This window comes from Mesorhizobium sp. M0778 (genome assembly GCF_040320105.1).
Classification (GTDB): domain Bacteria; phylum Pseudomonadota; class Alphaproteobacteria; order Rhizobiales; family Rhizobiaceae; genus Mesorhizobium.
The window spans coordinates 712,968-729,635 of sequence record NZ_JAMYPA010000001.1; the positions used below are offsets into that span (position 1 = coordinate 712,968).

Genomic DNA, 16,668 nt, shown 5'->3' on the forward strand with positions numbered 1-16,668 from the left:
CCGGCAGGCGGATGAGGGGCGGCGCGCTGCTTCATATTCATCATTCGCGCAACCCTTCACCCTGCTCTTTAGTGTCTCAGTTTGAAATACGCGGAAACGCCTATCTCGTTTGCCCCATATGCGAAAACGCCTATATGCTTAGCGGAACGCATGGCAGCAACAATGGTCTACACTGTCATTTGGTATGGAAGGCAGGGCATCGTCGACAAGGTGATCTTCGACGACGAGAAGACCGCGAAAGATCATGCAACCTCCATGTTCCAAACCCGAAAGGGTGACGATGGAATCGTGTCCGTTGAAGTTCGTAAGGACAACGGCGCTGTCGTCTTTAGCCATGCGGAGAACTAAGAATGCCAACCGGACCTAAAGGCCAGGAAGGATGTTCTGGCACCACTTACCAGCTCACAAAGAAGCTCATCAAGATCGTTGCCGAGGTTATCAGCCATGGGCGTTATGTCGCCTTCCAGATGCGGAGGTCGCTATCCCGAGGCAACTCTTCACCGACATCCTGCGGCTGATCGCGGAACTCCGGCCATCGCCCCATCCATCACCGGCGTGACCGGCCCGGTTGTCATGCGTTTCAGCAAAACAAGGGGAGAACTATGCCTTGAAGAAAGCGAAATCGACATCCTCGGCCGGCAGCGGGCAGACATCACGGCTTTGGCGGATCACCAACGCCATTTTTGCCGGGGTCTGATCTTGCAACTGGTGCCAGTTTGCGCAAACCTCAGTCTCAACAGAACGGTAATCCGGTGGATGCCTGATTACCTGAATCTTGGAGGGGCGAAGTGTTAGGCGAGCCCATTACCGTTCTGATGGTCAATGAGTATCCTGACTACATTGATGCACAAGTGTGGGCTGCTGAGCTGAAAACCCGTGTGCCGCAGCTGGAGTTCAGGCTTTGGCCAGACGCCGGGAACAAAAGTGACATAGACATTGTGCTGATCGACAAGGGCGCCAGTCCTGGCTTTTTTGATGCCATGACGGGGCTAAGCGCCGTCGTCTATTTGGGAGCCGGTGTCGAGGGTATTGATCTTCAGAGCTTTCCCAAGAGTGTTCCGCTCATCAGGCTCGCAACGCGTGAGCAGGCTTCGGAAGTGGTGCAGTACATCGTCCTTCGCGTTCTCTGCCAGCAACGGCATGTTGCGGATTACATGAGTCTACAAGCCCGCAAGTTGTGGAATCCGATCGCGCCGCGGAAGATCTCCGAGACAAGAATAGTTGTGCTTGGTGCGGGCCGGATCGGTGGCTGGGCCGCAAAGCTGTTTGCGGACTTTGGCTACGACACAGCAGTCTGGTCTCGTCATCAAAAGACGCTTCCTGGCATACACAGTTACTTTGGCCGTGCCCAGCTTGCGGGCGCACTCACAAGTCGGGACTACGTTATCTGTTCACTTCCCCTGACTGGTGAGACTCGTGGGATACTGAACTTGAGTGCCTTTGGAAAAATGAAGCGAGGTGCCTACCTTGTGAATGTCGGCAGGGGCGCGCATGTCAACGAAGCCGACCTGATCCGCGCTCTCGACGAAGGTCAGCTTTCTGGTGCTTGTCTTGACGTGTTTGAGCGTGAACCGCTGGAGGCTTCATCGCCGTTGTGGACTCATCCCAAGGTGACCGTCACACCTCATGTCGCGAGCTTCTGGGTGGATTCTGGAATCGACCAGGCCGCCGATCTCTGCGGTCAAGTCGCCAGAGGAGAGCCTCTGTCCAACAAGATCGACCTCGAACGGGGTTATTGAATCAAAGTAGTGTCTTTACCCACTTTAGCAGGTTCCGATCTTCATGAAGCGCGGACATCAGCGCGTGCGTCACCCGGCTATTAGATTTCAAACTCAAACACCACCGCCGGTCGAGATACAGAAAATTCGAAATGCGTATTTTGGTGTCGGCGGGACACCGCCCCCCTCTGGCCTGCCGGCCATCTCCCCCTCAGGTGGGGAGATTGGCTAGTCGCAGACGTCCGTGCCGCCCCGCCTTAGGGCACCTTCTCCCCATCACGGGGAGAAGGAAAGCGCAGCCTTACGCAAACGCCCCATGACAGTGCTTGTACTTCTTGCCCGACCCGCACGGGCAGGCCTCGTTGCGGCCGACCTTGCCCCAGGTTGCCGGGTTCTTCGGGTCGCGGTCTTCGGGGGCGACGATGGCGTTGCTTTCCTGGCGGACCAGCACGGCCGTCTCGCCGCCGTCGAAATCGTCTTCGCCGGTGCTGCCGTCGATATGGCTGCCGAACATGTCAGGGGCCTCGGGCGGCGGCGCGTCCGCCGCCTGGCGGACCAGCTCGACGCGCATCAATTGCGCGGTGACGGCCTGGCGCAGATTGCCCAGCATCGCCTGGAACAGCTCGAACGCCTCGCCCTTGTACTCCTGCAGCGGATCGCGCTGGGCATAGCCGCGGAAGCCGACGACCGAGCGCAGATGGTCGAGATTGACGATGTGCTCGCGCCACAGATGGTCGAGCGTCTGCAGCACCACGGAGCGCTCGACATAGGTCATCACGTCGGGGCCGAAGCGCTCGGCGCGCTCCTTGGCGGCGGCTTCGGCAGCCTGGCTGACGCGCTCGCGGATGTCGTCCTCGGCAATGCCTTCTTCTTTGACCCAGTCCTCGACCGGCAGATCGAGATTGAGGAATTCGGCGATCTCGGCCTTGAGCCCGGCGACGTTCCACTGCTCGGCATAGGCGTTTTCGGGAATGTTCTTGGCGACGATCTCCTCGATGACGCCTTCGCGCATCTCGGTGATGGTCTCGGACAAGCCTTCGCCGTCCATCAGCTCGATGCGCTGCTCGAACACCACCTTGCGCTGGTCGTTCGAGACGTCGTCATATTTCAACAGGTTCTTGCGGATGTCGAAGTTGCGCGCCTCGACCTTCTTCTGCGCCTTTTCCAGCGCCTTGTTGATCCACGGATGGATGATTGCCTCGTCTTCCTTGAGGCCGAGTTTCTGCAGCATGCCGTCCATGCGCTCGGAGCCGAAGATGCGCATCAGGTCGTCCTGCAGCGACAGGAAGAATTTCGAGCGGCCGGGATCGCCTTGGCGGCCCGAGCGGCCGCGCAACTGGTTGTCGATGCGGCGCGATTCATGGCGTTCGGTGGCGAGCACATAAAGACCGCCGGCGGCGAGTGCCTTTTCCTTCAGCCGGGCGATGTCGTCGCGGATGTCCTTTTCCCTGGCCTCGCGCTCGGGGCCGGCCGGCATGTCGCCAAGCTCCTCGGCAATGCGCATGTCGGCATTGCCGCCGAGCTGGATGTCGGTGCCGCGGCCGGCCATGTTGGTGGCGATGGTGATGGCGCCCGGTTTGCCCGCCTGGGCGACGATCGCCGCCTCGCGCTCGTGGTGGCGGGCGTTCAGCACCTCGAAATCCTTGAAACCTTCCTTGCGCAGGCGTTCAGCCAGTTGCTCCGACTTCTCGATGGAAGTCGTGCCGACCAGCGTCGGCTGGCCCTTGGCGCGGGCTTCCTTGATCTCCTTGACGATCGCCTTGTATTTCTCCTCTACCGTCCGGTAGACCTCGTCGTCCTCGTCAATGCGGATGACCGGCAGGTTGGTCGGGATCTCGGTGACGTCGAGATTGTAGATGTTGGCGAATTCCTCGGCCTCGGTCAGCGCCGTGCCGGTCATGCCGGCCAGCTTCTTGTAGAGGCGGAAATAGTTCTGAAAGGTGACCGAGGCGAGCGTCTGGTTCTCCGGCTGGATCGCCACATGCTCCTTGGCCTCGAGCGCCTGGTGCAGGCCTTCCGAATAGCGGCGGCCGGGCATCATGCGGCCGGTGAACTCGTCGATGATGACGATCTCGCCGTTGCGGACAATATAGTCCTTGTCCCTCTGGAACAGCCGGTGCGCCTTCAGCGCGTTGTTGACGTGATGGACGATGGCGACATTCTCGACGTCGTAGAGCGACTCGCCCTTGAGCAGGCCGGCATCGCGCAGCATGTTCTCCAGCTTCTCGGTGCCTTCTTCGGTGAAGATCGAGGTCTTCTGCTTCTCGTCGATCTCGTAGTCCTGCGGCTGCAGCTGGATGATGAAGGTGTCGATGGTGTTGTACATTTCCGAACGGTCCTCGAGCGGACCGGAAATGATCAGCGGCGTGCGGGCTTCGTCGACCAGGATGGAATCGACTTCGTCGACGATGGCGTAGCTGTGACCGCGCTGCACCATCTGGGCGCGCTCGTATTTCATGTTGTCGCGCAGATAGTCGAAGCCGAGCTCGTTGTTTGTGGCGTAGGTGACGTCGGCGGCGTAGGCGACGCGGCGCTCCTCGTCGGACAGGCCGTGGACGATGACGCCGACCTTGAGGCCGAGGAATTTGTAGACGCGGCCCATCCATTCGGAGTCGCGCGTGGCCAGGTAATCGTTGACGGTGACGACATGGACGCCATTGCCGGCGAGCGCGTTAAGGTAGACCGGCAGCGTCGCCACCAGCGTCTTGCCTTCGCCGGTGCGCATCTCGGCGATGCCGCCATTGTGCAGCACCATGCCGCCGATCAGCTGCACGTCGAACGGCCGCATGCCGAGCACGCGGCGGGCGGCCTCGCGCACGGTAGCGAAGGCCGGCACCAGAAGGTCGTCGAGGCTGGCGCCGTTGGCGATGTCCTGGCGGAATTTGTCGGTGCGGGCCTGAAGCTCGGCGTCGGAAAGCGCCCGCATCTCGTTTTCCATGGCATTGATCGCCTCGACGCGCGGCCGGGTCGATTTGACCCGACGATCGTTGGAGGAGCCGAAAACCTTACGGGCGAGACCGCCGAGACTGACCATCCAATGGCCCTTTCGATAGCATTCCAAGTCATTGCGACGGGCGCCGGCCGGCCCCCATCAAATCCGCGTGAACGCGGACAAACGCAAAAAGCGCCCGGAAAACGGTTCTGGACGCAAAGTCGTTGGACAGATAAGAGGGGGCTCATTCGATGTCAACGCCGCGCTCGCCCTGTCGACCGCGCCAAATTCCGCCACAATCCTGCTGGTCTGGAAGCCATTCCGCTCTAGCTACCCCGCTTTGGAGATAATCGTAATGTCTGTATTGTTCCGCCGCGCGTCGCTCGCCAGCCTTGGTCTGGCATTCGGGCTGTCGGCCCTCTCGCTGTCGCCGTTGATGGCGCAGGAAGCCGCCCCTGCCCAGCCGGCGGCACCCGCCCCGGCGGCCAAGCCGGTCGATCCGAACGCCGTGGTCGCCACCATCAACGGCCAGACGCTGACCGAGGCAGACCTTGGGCTTGCCGAGGGCGAGCTGTCGCAGCAGTTCGCGCAGCTTCCGCCCGAGCAGCGCCGCGCCGCGGCGCTGTCGGCGGCGATCGAAATCCGCGTGATGGCGGCCCAGGCGGTGACCACCGGCCTCGACAAGGATCCCGACTTCCAGCGCCGCATGGCATTCCTGCAGCAGCGCGCGCTGCATGGCGAAATGGTCGAGAAGGGCGTCGTCAACAAAGTTACCGATGCCGAGGTCCGCGCCCGCTACGACCAGGAAATCGCCAACACGCCGCCCACCAACGAGGTGCACGCCCGTCACATCCTCGTGAAGACGAAGGAAGAGGCGGACGCCATCATCAAGCAGCTCGACGGCGGTGCCGATTTCCAGAAGCTTGCCAACGAGCACACCAGCGATCCGAGCGGCAAGACCAGCGGCGGCGATCTCGGCTGGTTCGGGCCTGGCCAGATGGTGCCGGAATTCGACAAGGCGGCGTTTGCGCTGGCGGTCGGCAAATACACCGAGCAGCCGGTACAGTCGCAGTTCGGCTGGCACGTCATCAAGGTCGAGGACAAGCGCACCAAGCAGCCGCCGGCCTTCGACGAGGTCAAGGACCAGGCCCGCCAGGCGGTCATCCGCGACAAGTATTTCGCGCTGGTCAAGTCGCTGCGCGCCAACGCCAAGGTCGACATCCCCGATGCCAACCTGAAGAAGACGGTCGACGCACTGGAAAGCGCGAAATAGGCCAGATTGAGCTACGACAGGGCGCGCTGCCGCCCTGTCGCTTCTATTTGGTAGGGCGAACGATGATGCGTCGACGCCGCCGCCGGACCGCCGTGGCATCGCCGGCATCGCCAGCGACGATGCCTTTCAAGACATAGCCGACCGCCCTGTGCAGCGTCGCTTCGTCCTCGTCGAGGCGGTTCGTCAGAAGATGCGTCCAGGCGTACGAGGCGATCAGGTCGGCGACGACAGTGGCATCGACATCGGCTGCCACCTCTCCCCTTGCCTTGGCGCGTTCGACCATCTGGCCGGTGTGGACACGACGGCCTCTCGCGTATTCGGCAAGGGCGGCGGCCGCTTTTTCGTCCGACTGCGCCTCGGCAATCAGCGATCTGAACACGCTGCCCGACGATGTGTCGCGCCAGTGCGCAAACAAGCTCTTCAGGAAGCCGACGAGGTCCTGCTCAAGGTTCCCGGTGTCGGGATTGTCGACACGCTTTTGCCGCTGGTAGACGTCGAGCAGCAGAGCGGCCTTGCTTGGCCACCAGCGATAGATCGTCGGTTTTCCGGCGCGCGCCCGCCGCGCCACCGCCTCGATGGAGAAGCCGGAATAGCCGGCTTCGACCAGTACCGCTTCGGCGGCATCGAGAATGGCATCGGCGCTTTCGGGGCTGCGCCGTGCGCCGGCTGATTTGCGCCCGGGATCGGTGGTTTCGCCCATCTCGTCTTCCTTGCCGATGATCTCAGCAGCCATCATACACAGCCCCTTGACGAAACGAAACGATCCGTTTCATATGTAACGGAACGTTCCGTAACGATAAGGAGAACAGCAATGACCTCGACTGTCGCCACGCGTTTTTCGCGCTTGCGCTTCGCCCTGCTGGTGCTGCTCGGCGTCTACCCGCTGATCACTGCCATTTTGTACATGGTTTTTCCGCTGACCAAGGAGTGGCAAATCTGGCAGCGTACACTGGTCATCGCGCCGCTGATGGTCTCGATCATGATCTGGGGACTGATTCCGGGCGTGCAGCGGGCGTTTCGCGGGTTCATTAACCCAGCGGTCCGGTGATGTTCATTCCAGCGCCTGCGACGTTTCCGACGCAACGCGCCACTCGCCGTCGGCCAGCACGAGTTCCAGCATGACCCGTGCCTTGCCGGTCAGCCGCTGCGCCGAGTGGTCCTTCGGCACATAATCGTAGGTCATGGCGAAAACCGCATCGGCGCGGTCCTTGCCGTGCGGCGTCACCTCAAGGCTGCCGGGCTCAAGACCGAACGACCACGACGCCCATTGCGCGAACCAGTCAGTCTTGACCTTGACGATGGCCTCGCTGTCGTAGCGCGTGCCGTAGATGGTGGCCGACGCACCGTAAAGCCGCTTGACGGTCTCGCGCATCGCCTTGGCATCAGGCGCCAGATAGTCGTGGCGCAGAAACTGCTCGATGGCGCCCTTGTCGCCGACGGAGCGTTCGAGCGCTGCGACCTCAGACGCGGGCGCCGGGGTGACGGCCGGTTTCGGTTGCTGGGCACTGTCTCCGCCCGGCACAAATTCGAAACGCTCGAGCAGCGATCCCTGCTCCCAGGGACGCTGCGCCTCGCGCGTTGCGGAAACGACATCGCGGCGCACCGCGATCATCATGTCGTTGATGCTCTGTCCGGGCTCCGCCATATGCCGCAAAAGTGCCGCCGCAAAGGGCGAGTTGCGCCCCGTCCCGTCCATTGCCACAGCGCCGGGCGCCGTCGAGAAGGCAATGAATGAACCGCGTGTCGACTGGAACTGGGCGAGGCCGGCGAGAGCCGTCGCCGAGCGCGTCGTGGCGCTGCGGCTGAGACTTCGCGCAAACGGGTTGTTGCGGCAGGCATCGAGGAAGACCAGGCTGACCTTGGTCTGCTGCTCCATGATGTCGAGGACCTCGTCGATCGGCACGGCCTCGAGCTGGAGCTTGACCGGCATGTCCAGCCTGGCGTCGACCGGCACGATGAAGTTGCGCCCGTCGACCTGCAGGCCGTGGCCGGCATAGTAGAACAGCCCGGCACCGGCGCCCTGCAGCGCATCGGAGAATTCGCCGATCTTGCGTTCGAGCTCGCGCTTGCCGAGATCGTTGCCTTCGATCACTTCGAAACCGATGGCGCGCAGCTTGTCGGCAATGTCGAGCGCATCGTTGACGGGATTGGCCAGCGTGCCGGCTTTGGCGTAGCTGCCGTTGCCGACCACAAGCGCCACGCGCCGCGCCGTCTGCGCATCCGCGCGCAGCAGCAGAAAGCCCAGAAACGCCAGTGCCAAGACCACAAGCCTGCCCATGGGGCAGGATCATAGCGCTATCGGCCGCAGCGATGCCAACAAATTTGCAACAGCCCTGCTTGCGGCATGAGGCAGTGTCAGGCGTCCGGCACCCGTAACGGCTGTGAAAACGGCTTGCGCCGACGCGCGCTATCGGGCAAACCGGCGTTCCTTTCGCGATTTTCCCGCCCGGGGTCTTCCATGTCCGCACAGGTTTCGCCGCTCGCGCCGAAGAAATATGCCAAGATGCCGACCATCGAGGGCGTGCGCATCGCCACCGCCGAGGCCGGCATAAAATACAAGAACCGTACCGATCTGCTGGCCATGGTGTTCGACGCCGGCACCACCGTCGCCGGGGTGTTCACCAGGTCGAAATGCCCCTCGGCGCCGGTCGACTTCTGCCGGCAAAACCTCACGGCGGGCAAGGCGCGCGTTCTGGTCGTCAATTCCGGCAATGCCAATGCCTTTACCGGCCAGAAGGGCCGCGCTTCGACCGCACTCACGGGCGAGGCGGCGGCGAAGGCGGCCGGCTGCACGCCAGGCGAGGTGTTCCTGGCCTCGACCGGCGTCATCGGTGAACCGCTCGATACTGGTAAGTTCAGCCACCTGCTGGCCGGGCTGATCAAGGACGGCAAGCCGGAATTATGGACCGAAGCCGCCAAGGCAATCATGACCACCGACACCTATCCCAAACTGGCGACCGCGACGGTCAAGCTCGGCAATGCCGACGTCACCATCAACGGCATCGCCAAGGGCGCGGGGATGATCGCGCCCGACATGGCGACGATGCTTTCCTTCATCGCCACCGATGCGCCGATCGCAGCACCGGCGCTGCAGGATCTCTTGTCGCGCGGCACGGCCAAGACCTTCAACGCGGTCACCGTCGACAGCGACACCTCGACCAGCGACACGCTGCTGATGTTCGCCACAGCTGCTGCCGCCAGGCGTGGCGCGCCGGCGATTTCCGACCCCAAGGATGCGCGCCTCGGCGCGTTCCGCCGTGCCCTCGGCAAGGTGTTGAAGTCGCTGGCGCTACAGGTGGTGCGCGACGGCGAGGGCGCCCGCAAGCAGGTCGAGGTCACCGTCACCGGGGCCAAATCGGCCCGCTCGGCCAAGCGCATCGCGCTGTCGATCGCCAATTCGCCGCTGGTCAAGACGGCAGTCGCCGGCGAGGACGCCAATTGGGGCCGTGTCGTCATGGCCGTCGGCAAGGCCGGCGAACCGGCCGACCGCGACCTTCTGTCGATCTGGTTCGGCGACAACCGCCTGGCATATCAGGGCGAGCGCGACGCCGCCTATTCCGAAGCGGCGACTTCGGCGTATATGAAGCGCGACGAGATCCGCATCCGCGCCGATATCGGCATCGGCCGCGGCAAGGCGACGGTGTGGACCTGCGATCTCACCAAGGAATATGTCGCCATCAATGGCGATTATCGGAGCTGATGACATTGGCTTCCAGACATCCGGCAAGCGTGTTGGCGATCGTGCGCCGCTACGAGGCGGCTGGCTTTCGCGCCTGGCCGGCGGCCGCCGTCCATTATGACGGCACCTGGGTCGTGCGGCTGACGGCCGGCCATCCGGCCAAGCGGCTGAATTCGGTCAATCCGCTCGATCCGGGCGACATCCAGCACATTGCCGAGCGCATCGGCCGCGCCAGCCGTCGCTTCGACGCCTATGGCAGGCCGCTGACCTTTCGCGTCTCGCCGCTGTCTGGGCCGGATCTCTCAAAGTACCTCGACGGCGAGGGCTGGAGCACATTCGCGGAGTCGCTGGTCATGCGGCTGCCGCTGGCGGACGCCATGCTCGACGACGCCATGGACCAGATTCCGTTGAAGGACATCAGCCGTTTCATCGGCGCAGCGCTCAAGGTGAGCGGTTCGGACGTGTCGCTACGGCCCGGCCTGTCGGAGATCATTGGCGCCATCCAGCCGGAGGCCGGGCTGTTTGCGCTGGAGAACGGCAGCGAGCCGCTGGCAACGTTGATCTGCGTGCATGACGGCGACCTTGCCGGGCTGTTCGAGATCGCCACCGACAGATCGGTGCGCAACCAGGGCCATGGCCGCCACCTCATCCGATCGGCGCTGAAATGGGCGCGACTGCGCGGGGCGCGGGAAGCCTGGCTGCAAGTCGAGGCGGACAACGCGCCGGCGCTGGCGCTTTACCGTTTGCTCGGATTCGACGAAGTCTATCGCTATCACTATCGCCGGCCACAAGGCGCATGAGCGGCTCAGACACGGTCGGCAAGCGCCTGCTCCTGGTTGCGGCCTGCGCGCTAGTCGATGCCGACGGGCGCGTGCTTTTGGCGCAGCGGCCCGAAGGCAAGCAACTCGCCGGCCTATGGGAGTTTCCGGGCGGCAAGGTCGAGCCCGGCGAAACGCCGGAACAATGCCTGATCCGCGAACTGTATGAGGAGATCGGCATCGAGACCGATATCCCTTGCCTGGCACCACTCACCTTTGCCAGCCATTCCTACGATGATTTTCACCTGCTGATGCCGCTGTTCGTCTGCCGTCGCTTCCGCGGCATTGCCCAGCCGAAGGAACGGCAGGTGCTGAAATGGGTGCGGCCGCGCCAGATGCGCGATTTTCCAATGCCGCCGGCCGATGCCCCGCTGATCCAGTTCCTCATCGATCTGCTGTAACGGCCGATCTCCCGTAAACCGGGCAGCTCCGCGAAGCGATATCAGCAGCGTTAATGAAAGATTTATCTGGCCGTGAAAAATTGACGCAAAGCGGTTACGCCGATTCCACCGCTGGGGAGCGATTTGCATGAGCTTCGACAAGGACTGGGACTTGCCTTGGCCCGATCGCCTTCCTGGCGCCGCCAATGCTGGCATGGGAATATTGCGCATCGCCCTTTTGTTCGGCTCGGCCGCGGTGGCTCTGGCCTTGATCGCGACACCCTACCTCGACAGCCGGACCCGATCGCAGTTTGCCCGCGATGGGCTTGATACAATGAGCACCGGCTCGATCGGCCAGCGCGACAGCTATACGCTGCGCAAGAGCGTGCTGCAGCCGCTGCCCAGTTCGGTTTGCGTCATTCGGGCCGATGGCAGAAGCAGCGGTGACTGCTGACGTCCTCAACAGGTATCTGAAGCGCGTCGCGTTCGACCGGCCTCGTGCGACGCGCTTATGTTTCGATGCATGTCGTTATCGCAAAACCGCTGCACACTTTTGCGCGACATGCATTGGAATGCAGCTGTTTCACCGCGCGTTAAGCCTGTCACGTTAACCTTTCTTAACGGGTCGGCGCTAGGTTCCGGCAAGAGGGATGGGCGCCCATGAAAATCTTGCTGCAACGATTTTTAGAAGACGAGAGGGGTGCGACGGCTATCGAATATGGTTTGATCGTGGCCGTGCTGTCGCTTTCCATTGTCACAGGCATCGGCCAGGCTGCCGGTGCGATCGAGTGGCTGTTCAGCGACAACAGCAGCAGGCTTGCCAACGCATTTGCGCAGTGATTCGCTCGGCTGTTGCGCAGGGCTACGCCTAGCTTTTGCGCAGGGATATGCTCAGGGGCCGCCGGGGTTTTCCAGGATCGTCTTCAGCGATATTTTTGCGGAGCCCGGCTTCAGCGGTTTTTGCTGAGAGGCATCGGGCGCCCAGCCTGACATCCAGACCACCGAGAAACTCGCCCTGACGCGGCCATCGGCGTCCGAAAACCGCTCCGCATAGATTTCGGCGGCGCGCGCGAACAGCGCTCGGGTGCCCGGCCGTCTGCTGCGGTCGACAAGCGCGCTGGTCTCGCCCATTGCGCGCAGGTCGGCGACCAGGCCAAAGAGGGAATCGTAGCGCACCGTAATCGTCTCGACGTCGGCAACCGGCAGCGCCAAGCCGGCGCGCTGCAGCAGCACGCCGGCGTCGCGGACATCGGTGAACGGGATCACACGCGGGCTGGCGCCGCCGTAGAGCTCGGTCTCGGCGGCAAGCAGGCTTTCGCGCAGTTCGGAGAGCGTGCCTATGCCGGCGAAGGCGCCGAGGAAAAGCCCGTCCGGCTTTAGCGCCCGGCGGATCTGCACCAGCATGCCGGGAATGTCGTTCATCGCCTGCAGCGACAGCAGCGAGACAGCAAGATCGAGGCTTTCCGGCTCGAATGGCACGGTTTCCAACGGCGCCACCACTCCTGGCCGGCCGTCGAGGAAAGCGGCGTCGGCCTCGACGCGCACGTTTTCCGCTACCTTGCCGCTTTCTGCGAGCACCTCTGCTGCTGCCGGCGTCTGGCAAAACAATGAGGCCGCCTTGCCGAACTTGCGTTCGACGGCGCCGAGCCGGTCGGCAAGATCCTCGGCCGCCCGCCGCATGAGGAAATCCGCCCTGGCGATAGGGCGGGCCAGTGCCCGACGCTTGTGCGCCAGCCAGAGCGAGGTGTCGATTACAAGCTGCAATGGGCAGGTCCTTGTGCTTCGCTCTCTGATATAGTGATGCGGAGGACCAACCACGTGGCCGATCCCATGCCGGAGATCAAGCGTATTGCGATCAAGAGCATTGCCCGCAAGGCATTGGGCTGGCCGGCGCGCCTGTTGTTCCCGCCGGTCTGCGCCGGCTGCCGCCGCCATGTCTCGCAACCCGGCGTGTTGTGCGGCGCCTGCTGGCCGAAACTCAGGCTGCTGGAACGGCCATGGTGCCCGGTGATGGGCACGCCGTTCACCCACAATATGGGTGAGGGGTTCCTGTCGGCGGAGGCGATAGCCGACCCGCCGCCATTCGAGCGCGCGCGGGCGGCGGTTGCCTATTCCGGCGTTGCCCGCCAGATGGTGCAAGGGCTGAAATACCAGGACCGCACCGATCTGGCGCCGTGGATGGCGCGCTGGATGCTTCGCGCCGGTGCCGAGCTCATCGCCGAGGCCGAGGTGGTCGTGCCGGTGCCGCTGCACTGGCGGCGCTTCTTCAGGCGGCAGTTCAACCAGTCGGCGGAACTGGCGCGGGCGGTGGCGCAGCTCGGCGATCGGCCTTTCGCGCCATCAGCCATCAAGCGCGTCAAACTCACGCGCCAGCAGGTCGGGCTGGAGCGGCGGGAACGCGAGGAAAATGTGCGCGCCGCATTCACAGTGCCTGATGAAGCGGAGATCGAAATCGCCGGCCGCCGGGTGCTGTTGATCGACGATGTCTACACCACCGGCGCCACGGTCCGTGCGGTCGCCAGGGCGTTAAAAAAGGGCGGTGCCGGCGCAGTCGACGTACTGACCTTCGCGCGCGTGCTGCCGGGGGACTTTCGGGCCGACGAATCGGCGCCTATATAGCCTATATGACAGCGGAACGAGGCAGGGTTGCTGACCGATGGTCGATGTGACGATCTACACGCGGATGATGTGCGGCTATTGCACTGCGGCCAAGCGGCTGCTCGACAGGAAGGGTGTCGCCTACACCGAGCACGACGCCTCCTTCTCGCCGGAGCTGCGCCAGGAGATGATCTCCCGGGCTCACGGCCGTTCCACCTTTCCGCAGATATTCATCGGCGACACGCATGTCGGCGGCTCCGACGATCTCCACGAATTGGAGGCGGAAGGACGGCTGGACAGATTGCTCGCCAACGGCTCGGCCAGGTAAGGACATGACGATGACTGGTTTCAAGGCGGCGGCGATCCAGATGCGTTCGGGAACCAGCCCGGAGCGCAATGCGGTCGATCTGGAACGGCTGGTGCGCGAGGCGGCAGGCCTGGGCGCGAGCTACATCCAGACCCCGGAAATGACCGGCGCGCTGATCCGCGACAGCCAAGCCCGGGCCGCTTCGTTCACCTCCGAAGACAAAGACATCATCGTCTCGACGTCGCGGAAGCTGGCCAACGAACTCGGCATCTTCCTGCATATCGGCTCGACCGCCATTCTGCGCGCCGACGGCAAGCTCGCCAACCGCGCACTTCTGTTCGGGCCTGACGGCGCCACGATTGCCACCTATGACAAGATCCACATGTTCGACGTCGATCTCGACAATGGCGAGAGCTGGCGCGAATCCGCCGCTTATGAGCCGGGCACGGAGGCTGTCGTCACCGAAATCGATGGCGCGAAGCTGGGCTTTGCCGTCTGCTACGATCTGCGCTTCCCGCAGCTGTTCCGCGCCGAGGCGCTGGCCGGCGCCGATCTGCTTGCGGTGCCCGCCGCCTTCACCCGCCAGACCGGCGAAGCGCATTGGCATGTGCTGCTCAGGGCGCGCGCCATCGAGAACGGCGCCTATGTCGTCGCCGCCGCGCAAGGCGGAGTGCACGAAGACGGTCGCGAAACCTATGGCCATTCGCTGATCGTCGATCCCTGGGGCCGCATCATCGCCGAAGCAGCGCATGACGAGCCGGCGGTGATCGTCGCCGAAATCGACCCGGCGCAGTCGGTCGCAGCGCGCAAGAAGATACCGAACCTCAAGAACGCACGCGATTTTGCCGTCAACGCCGGTCCGGTGGACGCGCTGCCGCTCAGGGGTGCCGCCTCTTGATCCGCTTTTCCCTGACCTGCGAGCACGAGCACGAATTCGAGGCATGGTTCCGCAGCAACGACGATTTCGACACACAGAAGAAGCGCGGTTTCGTCGATTGCCCGGCCTGCGGCTCGCGTAAGGTCGACAAGGCGCTGATGGCGCCCGCGGTCTCGACCGGGCGCAACCAGGAAAAGATCGCGCTCGCCATGGGCGAGGCCCAGAAGCAGGCGCTGGCGCAATTGAAGGCCATGGCCGAGAAGGTGCGCGAGAACGCCGATTATGTCGGCGACAAGTTTGCCGAGGAAGCGCGCAAAATCCATTTCGGCGAGAGCGATCCGCGCGGCATCTATGGCGAGGCGACGCTGGAGGAGGCCAAGAGCCTCGCCGACGACGGCGTCGAGTTCTTGCCTATTCCCAGCTTCCCGGACGACCGCAACTGATCCGTCAACTTGCCCGGGACATAACGAGGCATCTCCGCCAGGCCGCGCCATGACCGTGAAGGTCGGCGCCGTCGCCAGCGACAGCCGACCGCCGGCGTCGAGGGCGGCGGTGCTGCCGCCCCCTGCACAGGCGTCTGCAGTTTCATGCCGAGCAGCAAGGATGGGCTTCTCGGGTAGTCGTTTCGCTGCTTCTTTCGTGCCCACTGCTTGACGGGCTTGCTTCACTTGACGGGCTTGCTTCCGCATAGCCTGCAAACTGGCGTTCAAGCGCCTTGACCGCACTGCTGCGCCAACCCTCCGCCACGGATTCCGACATGGGATCGGGGAAGATTTCCTCCTCGCCGTTCTCCACGCCGTCCAGGATCGCTCGCGCAACAGACTCCGGAGAGGCCTTCGGGATGTCCAGGCCCCGTGTCATGTCCGTGTCCACGGGGCCGGGAAGGACCCTGTGGACGCTGACACCCCGTCCGGCCAAGAGGGTGCGCAACGACTGTGACAGTGAGAACGAGGCCGCCTTCGAGATCGAGTAAGCCGGACTGAACGGCACGGCAGCAATAGAGGCCAGCGACAGAATGTTGACGATGGCTCCCCGCGACCGGGCCAGCAACGGCAGCAGAGCCTGGGTCACGTCATACGCGCCGAAGAGGTTTACGGCGAGCTGTTGTTCGAGCACGCGACGGTCGCTGAGATCGTCGAAGGGCGATACGCCGGCATTGTTGATGAGGATATCGAGAGCATCGATTTTCTCGACGGCCTCCCGGATCTGCGCAGCGTTCGTTACATCCATGGTCAGGGACGTCACACGCCGGTCCGGGTGAGCCATGGCTTGGCGGGTTGCGGCATAGACGCGCTTTACGCCTCTGCTCAGGGCTTCCTCGACCAGTGCCCGACCGATGCCCCGATTGGCTCCAGTCACCAGGATAGTTGTGCCTTCGATCTTCATTGCGTCTCTCCTAGTGCTTATCGTTGTGTTCGAGCTCAGTGCACAATCGCGCCGCAACTCAGGCGCGCCGCAACTCAGGTTGGCTACAGTCGCCATTCTCGATACGACTGGTTGGTGAGATGGACTTAGCGCCGGATGTCGAAGCCATGGGAGTGACAAGTGTGACGGGATTCCGATGGACTCGCTGATCACGGCCGCGGCGCATGCGCTCGCGGCGGGCGATCCGCTCGGCGCCTTGAAACGGGTTGCGCTGCGCGACGATGCGCCGGCCCTTGCGTTGCGCGGTATCGCGATGGCGCAGCTTGGCGACCTGAATAGGGCGAAGGTTCTTCTCAAGAGGGCGGCGCACGCATTCAGCCCGAGGGAGGCCGTGGCCCGCGCGAGGTGTATCGTCGCCGAGGCCGAGATCGCGCTCGTCTCGCGCGACCTCGCCTGGCCGGCCAAGGCACTCGACACCGCGCGGGCGACGCTTGAAAAGCATGGCGACCGCGTCAACGCCGCGCATGCGCGCAACCTCGAAGTTCGGCGCCTGCTGCTGATTGGTCATCTAGACGAAGCCGAGCGCAGGCTGGACGGCTTCGATCCCTCGCCGCTGCCGCCGGCATCGCGGGCCGCCCACGAGCTGGCTGTCGCCGGCATCGCCATCCGCCGCTTGCGGACCGGTCCTGCGCGCGCCGCACTCGCCCTGGCGGCGCGCGCA

Annotated in this window: 18 protein-coding genes and 1 pseudogene; 14 read left to right on the forward strand and 5 right to left on the reverse strand. The window is 63.5% G+C overall.

The window, feature by feature from the left end; genetic code table 11:
- Positions 1–162 precede the first annotated feature (162 nt).
- A complete protein-coding gene (locus tag NKI22_RS03695; RefSeq protein WP_031194557.1) occupies positions 163–348 on the forward strand; it encodes a hypothetical protein in 186 nt (61 codons plus the stop codon).
- A 440-nt stretch (positions 349–788) separates the two neighbouring features.
- Positions 789–1,739 (forward strand): 2-hydroxyacid dehydrogenase, encoded by a 951-nt coding sequence (locus NKI22_RS03700; RefSeq protein WP_156948167.1) that lies wholly within the window; start codon positions 789–791, stop codon positions 1,737–1,739.
- Positions 1,740–2,019: 280 nt separating this feature from the next.
- Here NKI22_RS03700 and secA read toward each other — a convergent pair whose 3' ends face one another.
- Positions 2,020–4,752 carry a preprotein translocase subunit SecA gene (secA, locus tag NKI22_RS03705; RefSeq protein ID WP_023721048.1) on the reverse strand — a complete coding sequence of 911 codons (2,733 nt, stop codon included), beginning with the start codon at positions 4,750–4,752 and terminating at the stop codon, positions 2,020–2,022.
- Positions 4,753–5,005: 253 nt separating this feature from the next.
- Here secA and NKI22_RS03710 point away from each other — a divergent pair, with 253 nt between their 5' ends.
- The gene (locus NKI22_RS03710) at positions 5,006–5,923 is read left to right on the forward strand and encodes a peptidylprolyl isomerase (RefSeq protein WP_023721047.1); all 918 of its coding nucleotides are present in this window, start codon (positions 5,006–5,008) and stop codon (positions 5,921–5,923) included.
- Positions 5,924–5,966: 43 nt separating this feature from the next.
- On the opposite strand, the gene NKI22_RS03715 is transcribed toward NKI22_RS03710, so the two are convergent.
- The gene (locus tag NKI22_RS03715) at positions 5,967–6,623 is read right to left on the reverse strand and encodes a TetR/AcrR family transcriptional regulator (protein ID WP_352483567.1); all 657 of its coding nucleotides are present in this window, start codon (positions 6,621–6,623) and stop codon (positions 5,967–5,969) included.
- Between the two features lie 111 nt (positions 6,624–6,734).
- Between NKI22_RS03715 and NKI22_RS03720 the strand changes: the two genes are divergently transcribed.
- On the forward strand, positions 6,735–6,971 hold the full coding sequence (locus NKI22_RS03720) for a putative antibiotic biosynthesis monooxygenase (protein ID WP_352483537.1): 237 nt from the start codon (positions 6,735–6,737) through the stop codon (positions 6,969–6,971).
- 3 nt (positions 6,972–6,974) lie between these two features.
- On the opposite strand, the gene NKI22_RS03725 is transcribed toward NKI22_RS03720, so the two are convergent.
- Entirely contained in the window at positions 6,975–8,201 is a 1,227-nt protein-coding gene (locus NKI22_RS03725) for a caspase family protein (protein WP_352483538.1), read from the reverse strand.
- Between the two features lie 180 nt (positions 8,202–8,381).
- Here NKI22_RS03725 and argJ point away from each other — a divergent pair, with 180 nt between their 5' ends.
- The 5 genes from argJ to NKI22_RS03750 all read left to right on the forward strand — a co-directional run bounded on the left by argJ (position 8,382) and on the right by NKI22_RS03750 (position 11,640).
- Entirely contained in the window at positions 8,382–9,623 is a 1,242-nt protein-coding gene (gene argJ, locus NKI22_RS03730) for a bifunctional glutamate N-acetyltransferase/amino-acid acetyltransferase ArgJ (protein WP_352483539.1), read from the forward strand.
- Entirely contained in the window at positions 9,623–10,402 is a 780-nt protein-coding gene (locus NKI22_RS03735) for a GNAT family N-acetyltransferase (protein ID WP_352483540.1), read from the forward strand. The genes argJ and NKI22_RS03735 overlap by 1 nt, the downstream gene beginning before the upstream one ends.
- The gene (locus NKI22_RS03740) at positions 10,399–10,821 is read left to right on the forward strand and encodes a (deoxy)nucleoside triphosphate pyrophosphohydrolase (RefSeq protein WP_352483541.1); all 423 of its coding nucleotides are present in this window, start codon (positions 10,399–10,401) and stop codon (positions 10,819–10,821) included. Before NKI22_RS03735 ends, NKI22_RS03740 begins: the two co-directional genes overlap by 4 nt.
- A 127-nt stretch (positions 10,822–10,948) precedes the next feature.
- On the forward strand, positions 10,949–11,254 hold the full coding sequence (locus tag NKI22_RS03745) for a hypothetical protein (protein ID WP_023721040.1): 306 nt from the start codon (positions 10,949–10,951) through the stop codon (positions 11,252–11,254).
- 206 nt (positions 11,255–11,460) lie between these two features.
- Positions 11,461–11,640: a Flp family type IVb pilin gene (locus NKI22_RS03750; RefSeq protein ID WP_352958212.1), complete on the forward strand. Its 180-nt coding sequence runs from the start codon at positions 11,461–11,463 to the stop codon at positions 11,638–11,640.
- Positions 11,641–11,691: 51 nt separating this feature from the next.
- On the opposite strand, the gene NKI22_RS03755 is transcribed toward NKI22_RS03750, so the two are convergent.
- Positions 11,692–12,564 (reverse strand): methyltransferase domain-containing protein, encoded by an 873-nt coding sequence (locus NKI22_RS03755; RefSeq protein ID WP_352817723.1) that lies wholly within the window; start codon positions 12,562–12,564, stop codon positions 11,692–11,694.
- Positions 12,565–12,618: 54 nt separating this feature from the next.
- Here NKI22_RS03755 and NKI22_RS03760 point away from each other — a divergent pair, with 54 nt between their 5' ends.
- Genes NKI22_RS03760 through NKI22_RS03775 form a run of 4 tightly spaced genes read left to right on the forward strand, consistent with a single transcriptional unit; the run spans position 12,619 to position 15,025 of the window.
- Positions 12,619–13,419, forward strand: a complete 801-nt coding sequence (locus NKI22_RS03760) for a ComF family protein (protein ID WP_352483542.1) — start codon at positions 12,619–12,621, stop codon at positions 13,417–13,419.
- Between the two features lie 37 nt (positions 13,420–13,456).
- Positions 13,457–13,726, forward strand: coding sequence for a glutaredoxin 3 (gene grxC, locus NKI22_RS03765; RefSeq protein WP_023721036.1), 270 nt, complete (start codon positions 13,457–13,459; stop codon positions 13,724–13,726).
- 10 nt (positions 13,727–13,736) lie between these two features.
- Complete coding sequence (locus tag NKI22_RS03770) at positions 13,737–14,603, forward strand: carbon-nitrogen hydrolase family protein (RefSeq protein WP_352483543.1); 867 nt, start codon at positions 13,737–13,739, stop codon at positions 14,601–14,603.
- On the forward strand, positions 14,600–15,025 hold the full coding sequence (locus NKI22_RS03775; protein WP_352483544.1) for a DUF1178 family protein: 426 nt from the start codon (positions 14,600–14,602) through the stop codon (positions 15,023–15,025). Before NKI22_RS03770 ends, NKI22_RS03775 begins: the two co-directional genes overlap by 4 nt.
- Before the next feature lie 142 nt (positions 15,026–15,167).
- On the opposite strand, the gene NKI22_RS03780 is transcribed toward NKI22_RS03775, so the two are convergent.
- Positions 15,168–15,968, reverse strand: a complete 801-nt coding sequence (locus NKI22_RS03780) for an SDR family NAD(P)-dependent oxidoreductase (RefSeq protein WP_352483545.1) — start codon at positions 15,966–15,968, stop codon at positions 15,168–15,170.
- Positions 15,969–16,143: 175 nt separating this feature from the next.
- On the opposite strand from NKI22_RS03780, the pseudogene NKI22_RS03785 reads away from it, so the two are divergent.
- A pseudogene (locus NKI22_RS03785) lies at positions 16,144–16,668 on the forward strand (helix-turn-helix domain-containing protein); the annotation flags it as partial.

Excerpts from the sequence above, each read along its gene's own strand:
- NKI22_RS03695 (WP_031194557.1), top strand. The coding sequence starts at position 163 with ATGGTCTACACTGTCATTTGGTATGGAAGGCAGGGCATCGTCGACAAG.
- secA (WP_023721048.1), bottom strand. The coding sequence starts at position 4,752 with ATGGTCAGTCTCGGCGGTCTCGCCCGTAAGGTTTTCGGCTCCTCCAAC.
- NKI22_RS03710 (WP_023721047.1), top strand. The coding sequence starts at position 5,006 with ATGTCTGTATTGTTCCGCCGCGCGTCGCTCGCCAGCCTTGGTCTGGCA.
- NKI22_RS03715 (WP_352483567.1), bottom strand. The coding sequence starts at position 6,623 with ATGGGCGAAACCACCGATCCCGGGCGCAAATCAGCCGGCGCACGGCGC.
- NKI22_RS03720 (WP_352483537.1), top strand. The coding sequence starts at position 6,735 with ATGACCTCGACTGTCGCCACGCGTTTTTCGCGCTTGCGCTTCGCCCTG.
- NKI22_RS03725 (WP_352483538.1), bottom strand. The coding sequence starts at position 8,201 with ATGGGCAGGCTTGTGGTCTTGGCACTGGCGTTTCTGGGCTTTCTGCTG.
- argJ (WP_352483539.1), top strand. The coding sequence starts at position 8,382 with ATGTCCGCACAGGTTTCGCCGCTCGCGCCGAAGAAATATGCCAAGATG.
- NKI22_RS03735 (WP_352483540.1), top strand. The coding sequence starts at position 9,623 with ATGACATTGGCTTCCAGACATCCGGCAAGCGTGTTGGCGATCGTGCGC.
- NKI22_RS03740 (WP_352483541.1), top strand. The coding sequence starts at position 10,399 with ATGAGCGGCTCAGACACGGTCGGCAAGCGCCTGCTCCTGGTTGCGGCC.
- NKI22_RS03745 (WP_023721040.1), top strand. The coding sequence starts at position 10,949 with ATGAGCTTCGACAAGGACTGGGACTTGCCTTGGCCCGATCGCCTTCCT.
- NKI22_RS03750 (WP_352958212.1), top strand. The coding sequence starts at position 11,461 with ATGAAAATCTTGCTGCAACGATTTTTAGAAGACGAGAGGGGTGCGACG.
- grxC (WP_023721036.1), top strand. The coding sequence starts at position 13,457 with ATGGTCGATGTGACGATCTACACGCGGATGATGTGCGGCTATTGCACT.
- NKI22_RS03770 (WP_352483543.1), top strand. The coding sequence starts at position 13,737 with ATGACTGGTTTCAAGGCGGCGGCGATCCAGATGCGTTCGGGAACCAGC.
- NKI22_RS03780 (WP_352483545.1), bottom strand. The coding sequence starts at position 15,968 with ATGAAGATCGAAGGCACAACTATCCTGGTGACTGGAGCCAATCGGGGC.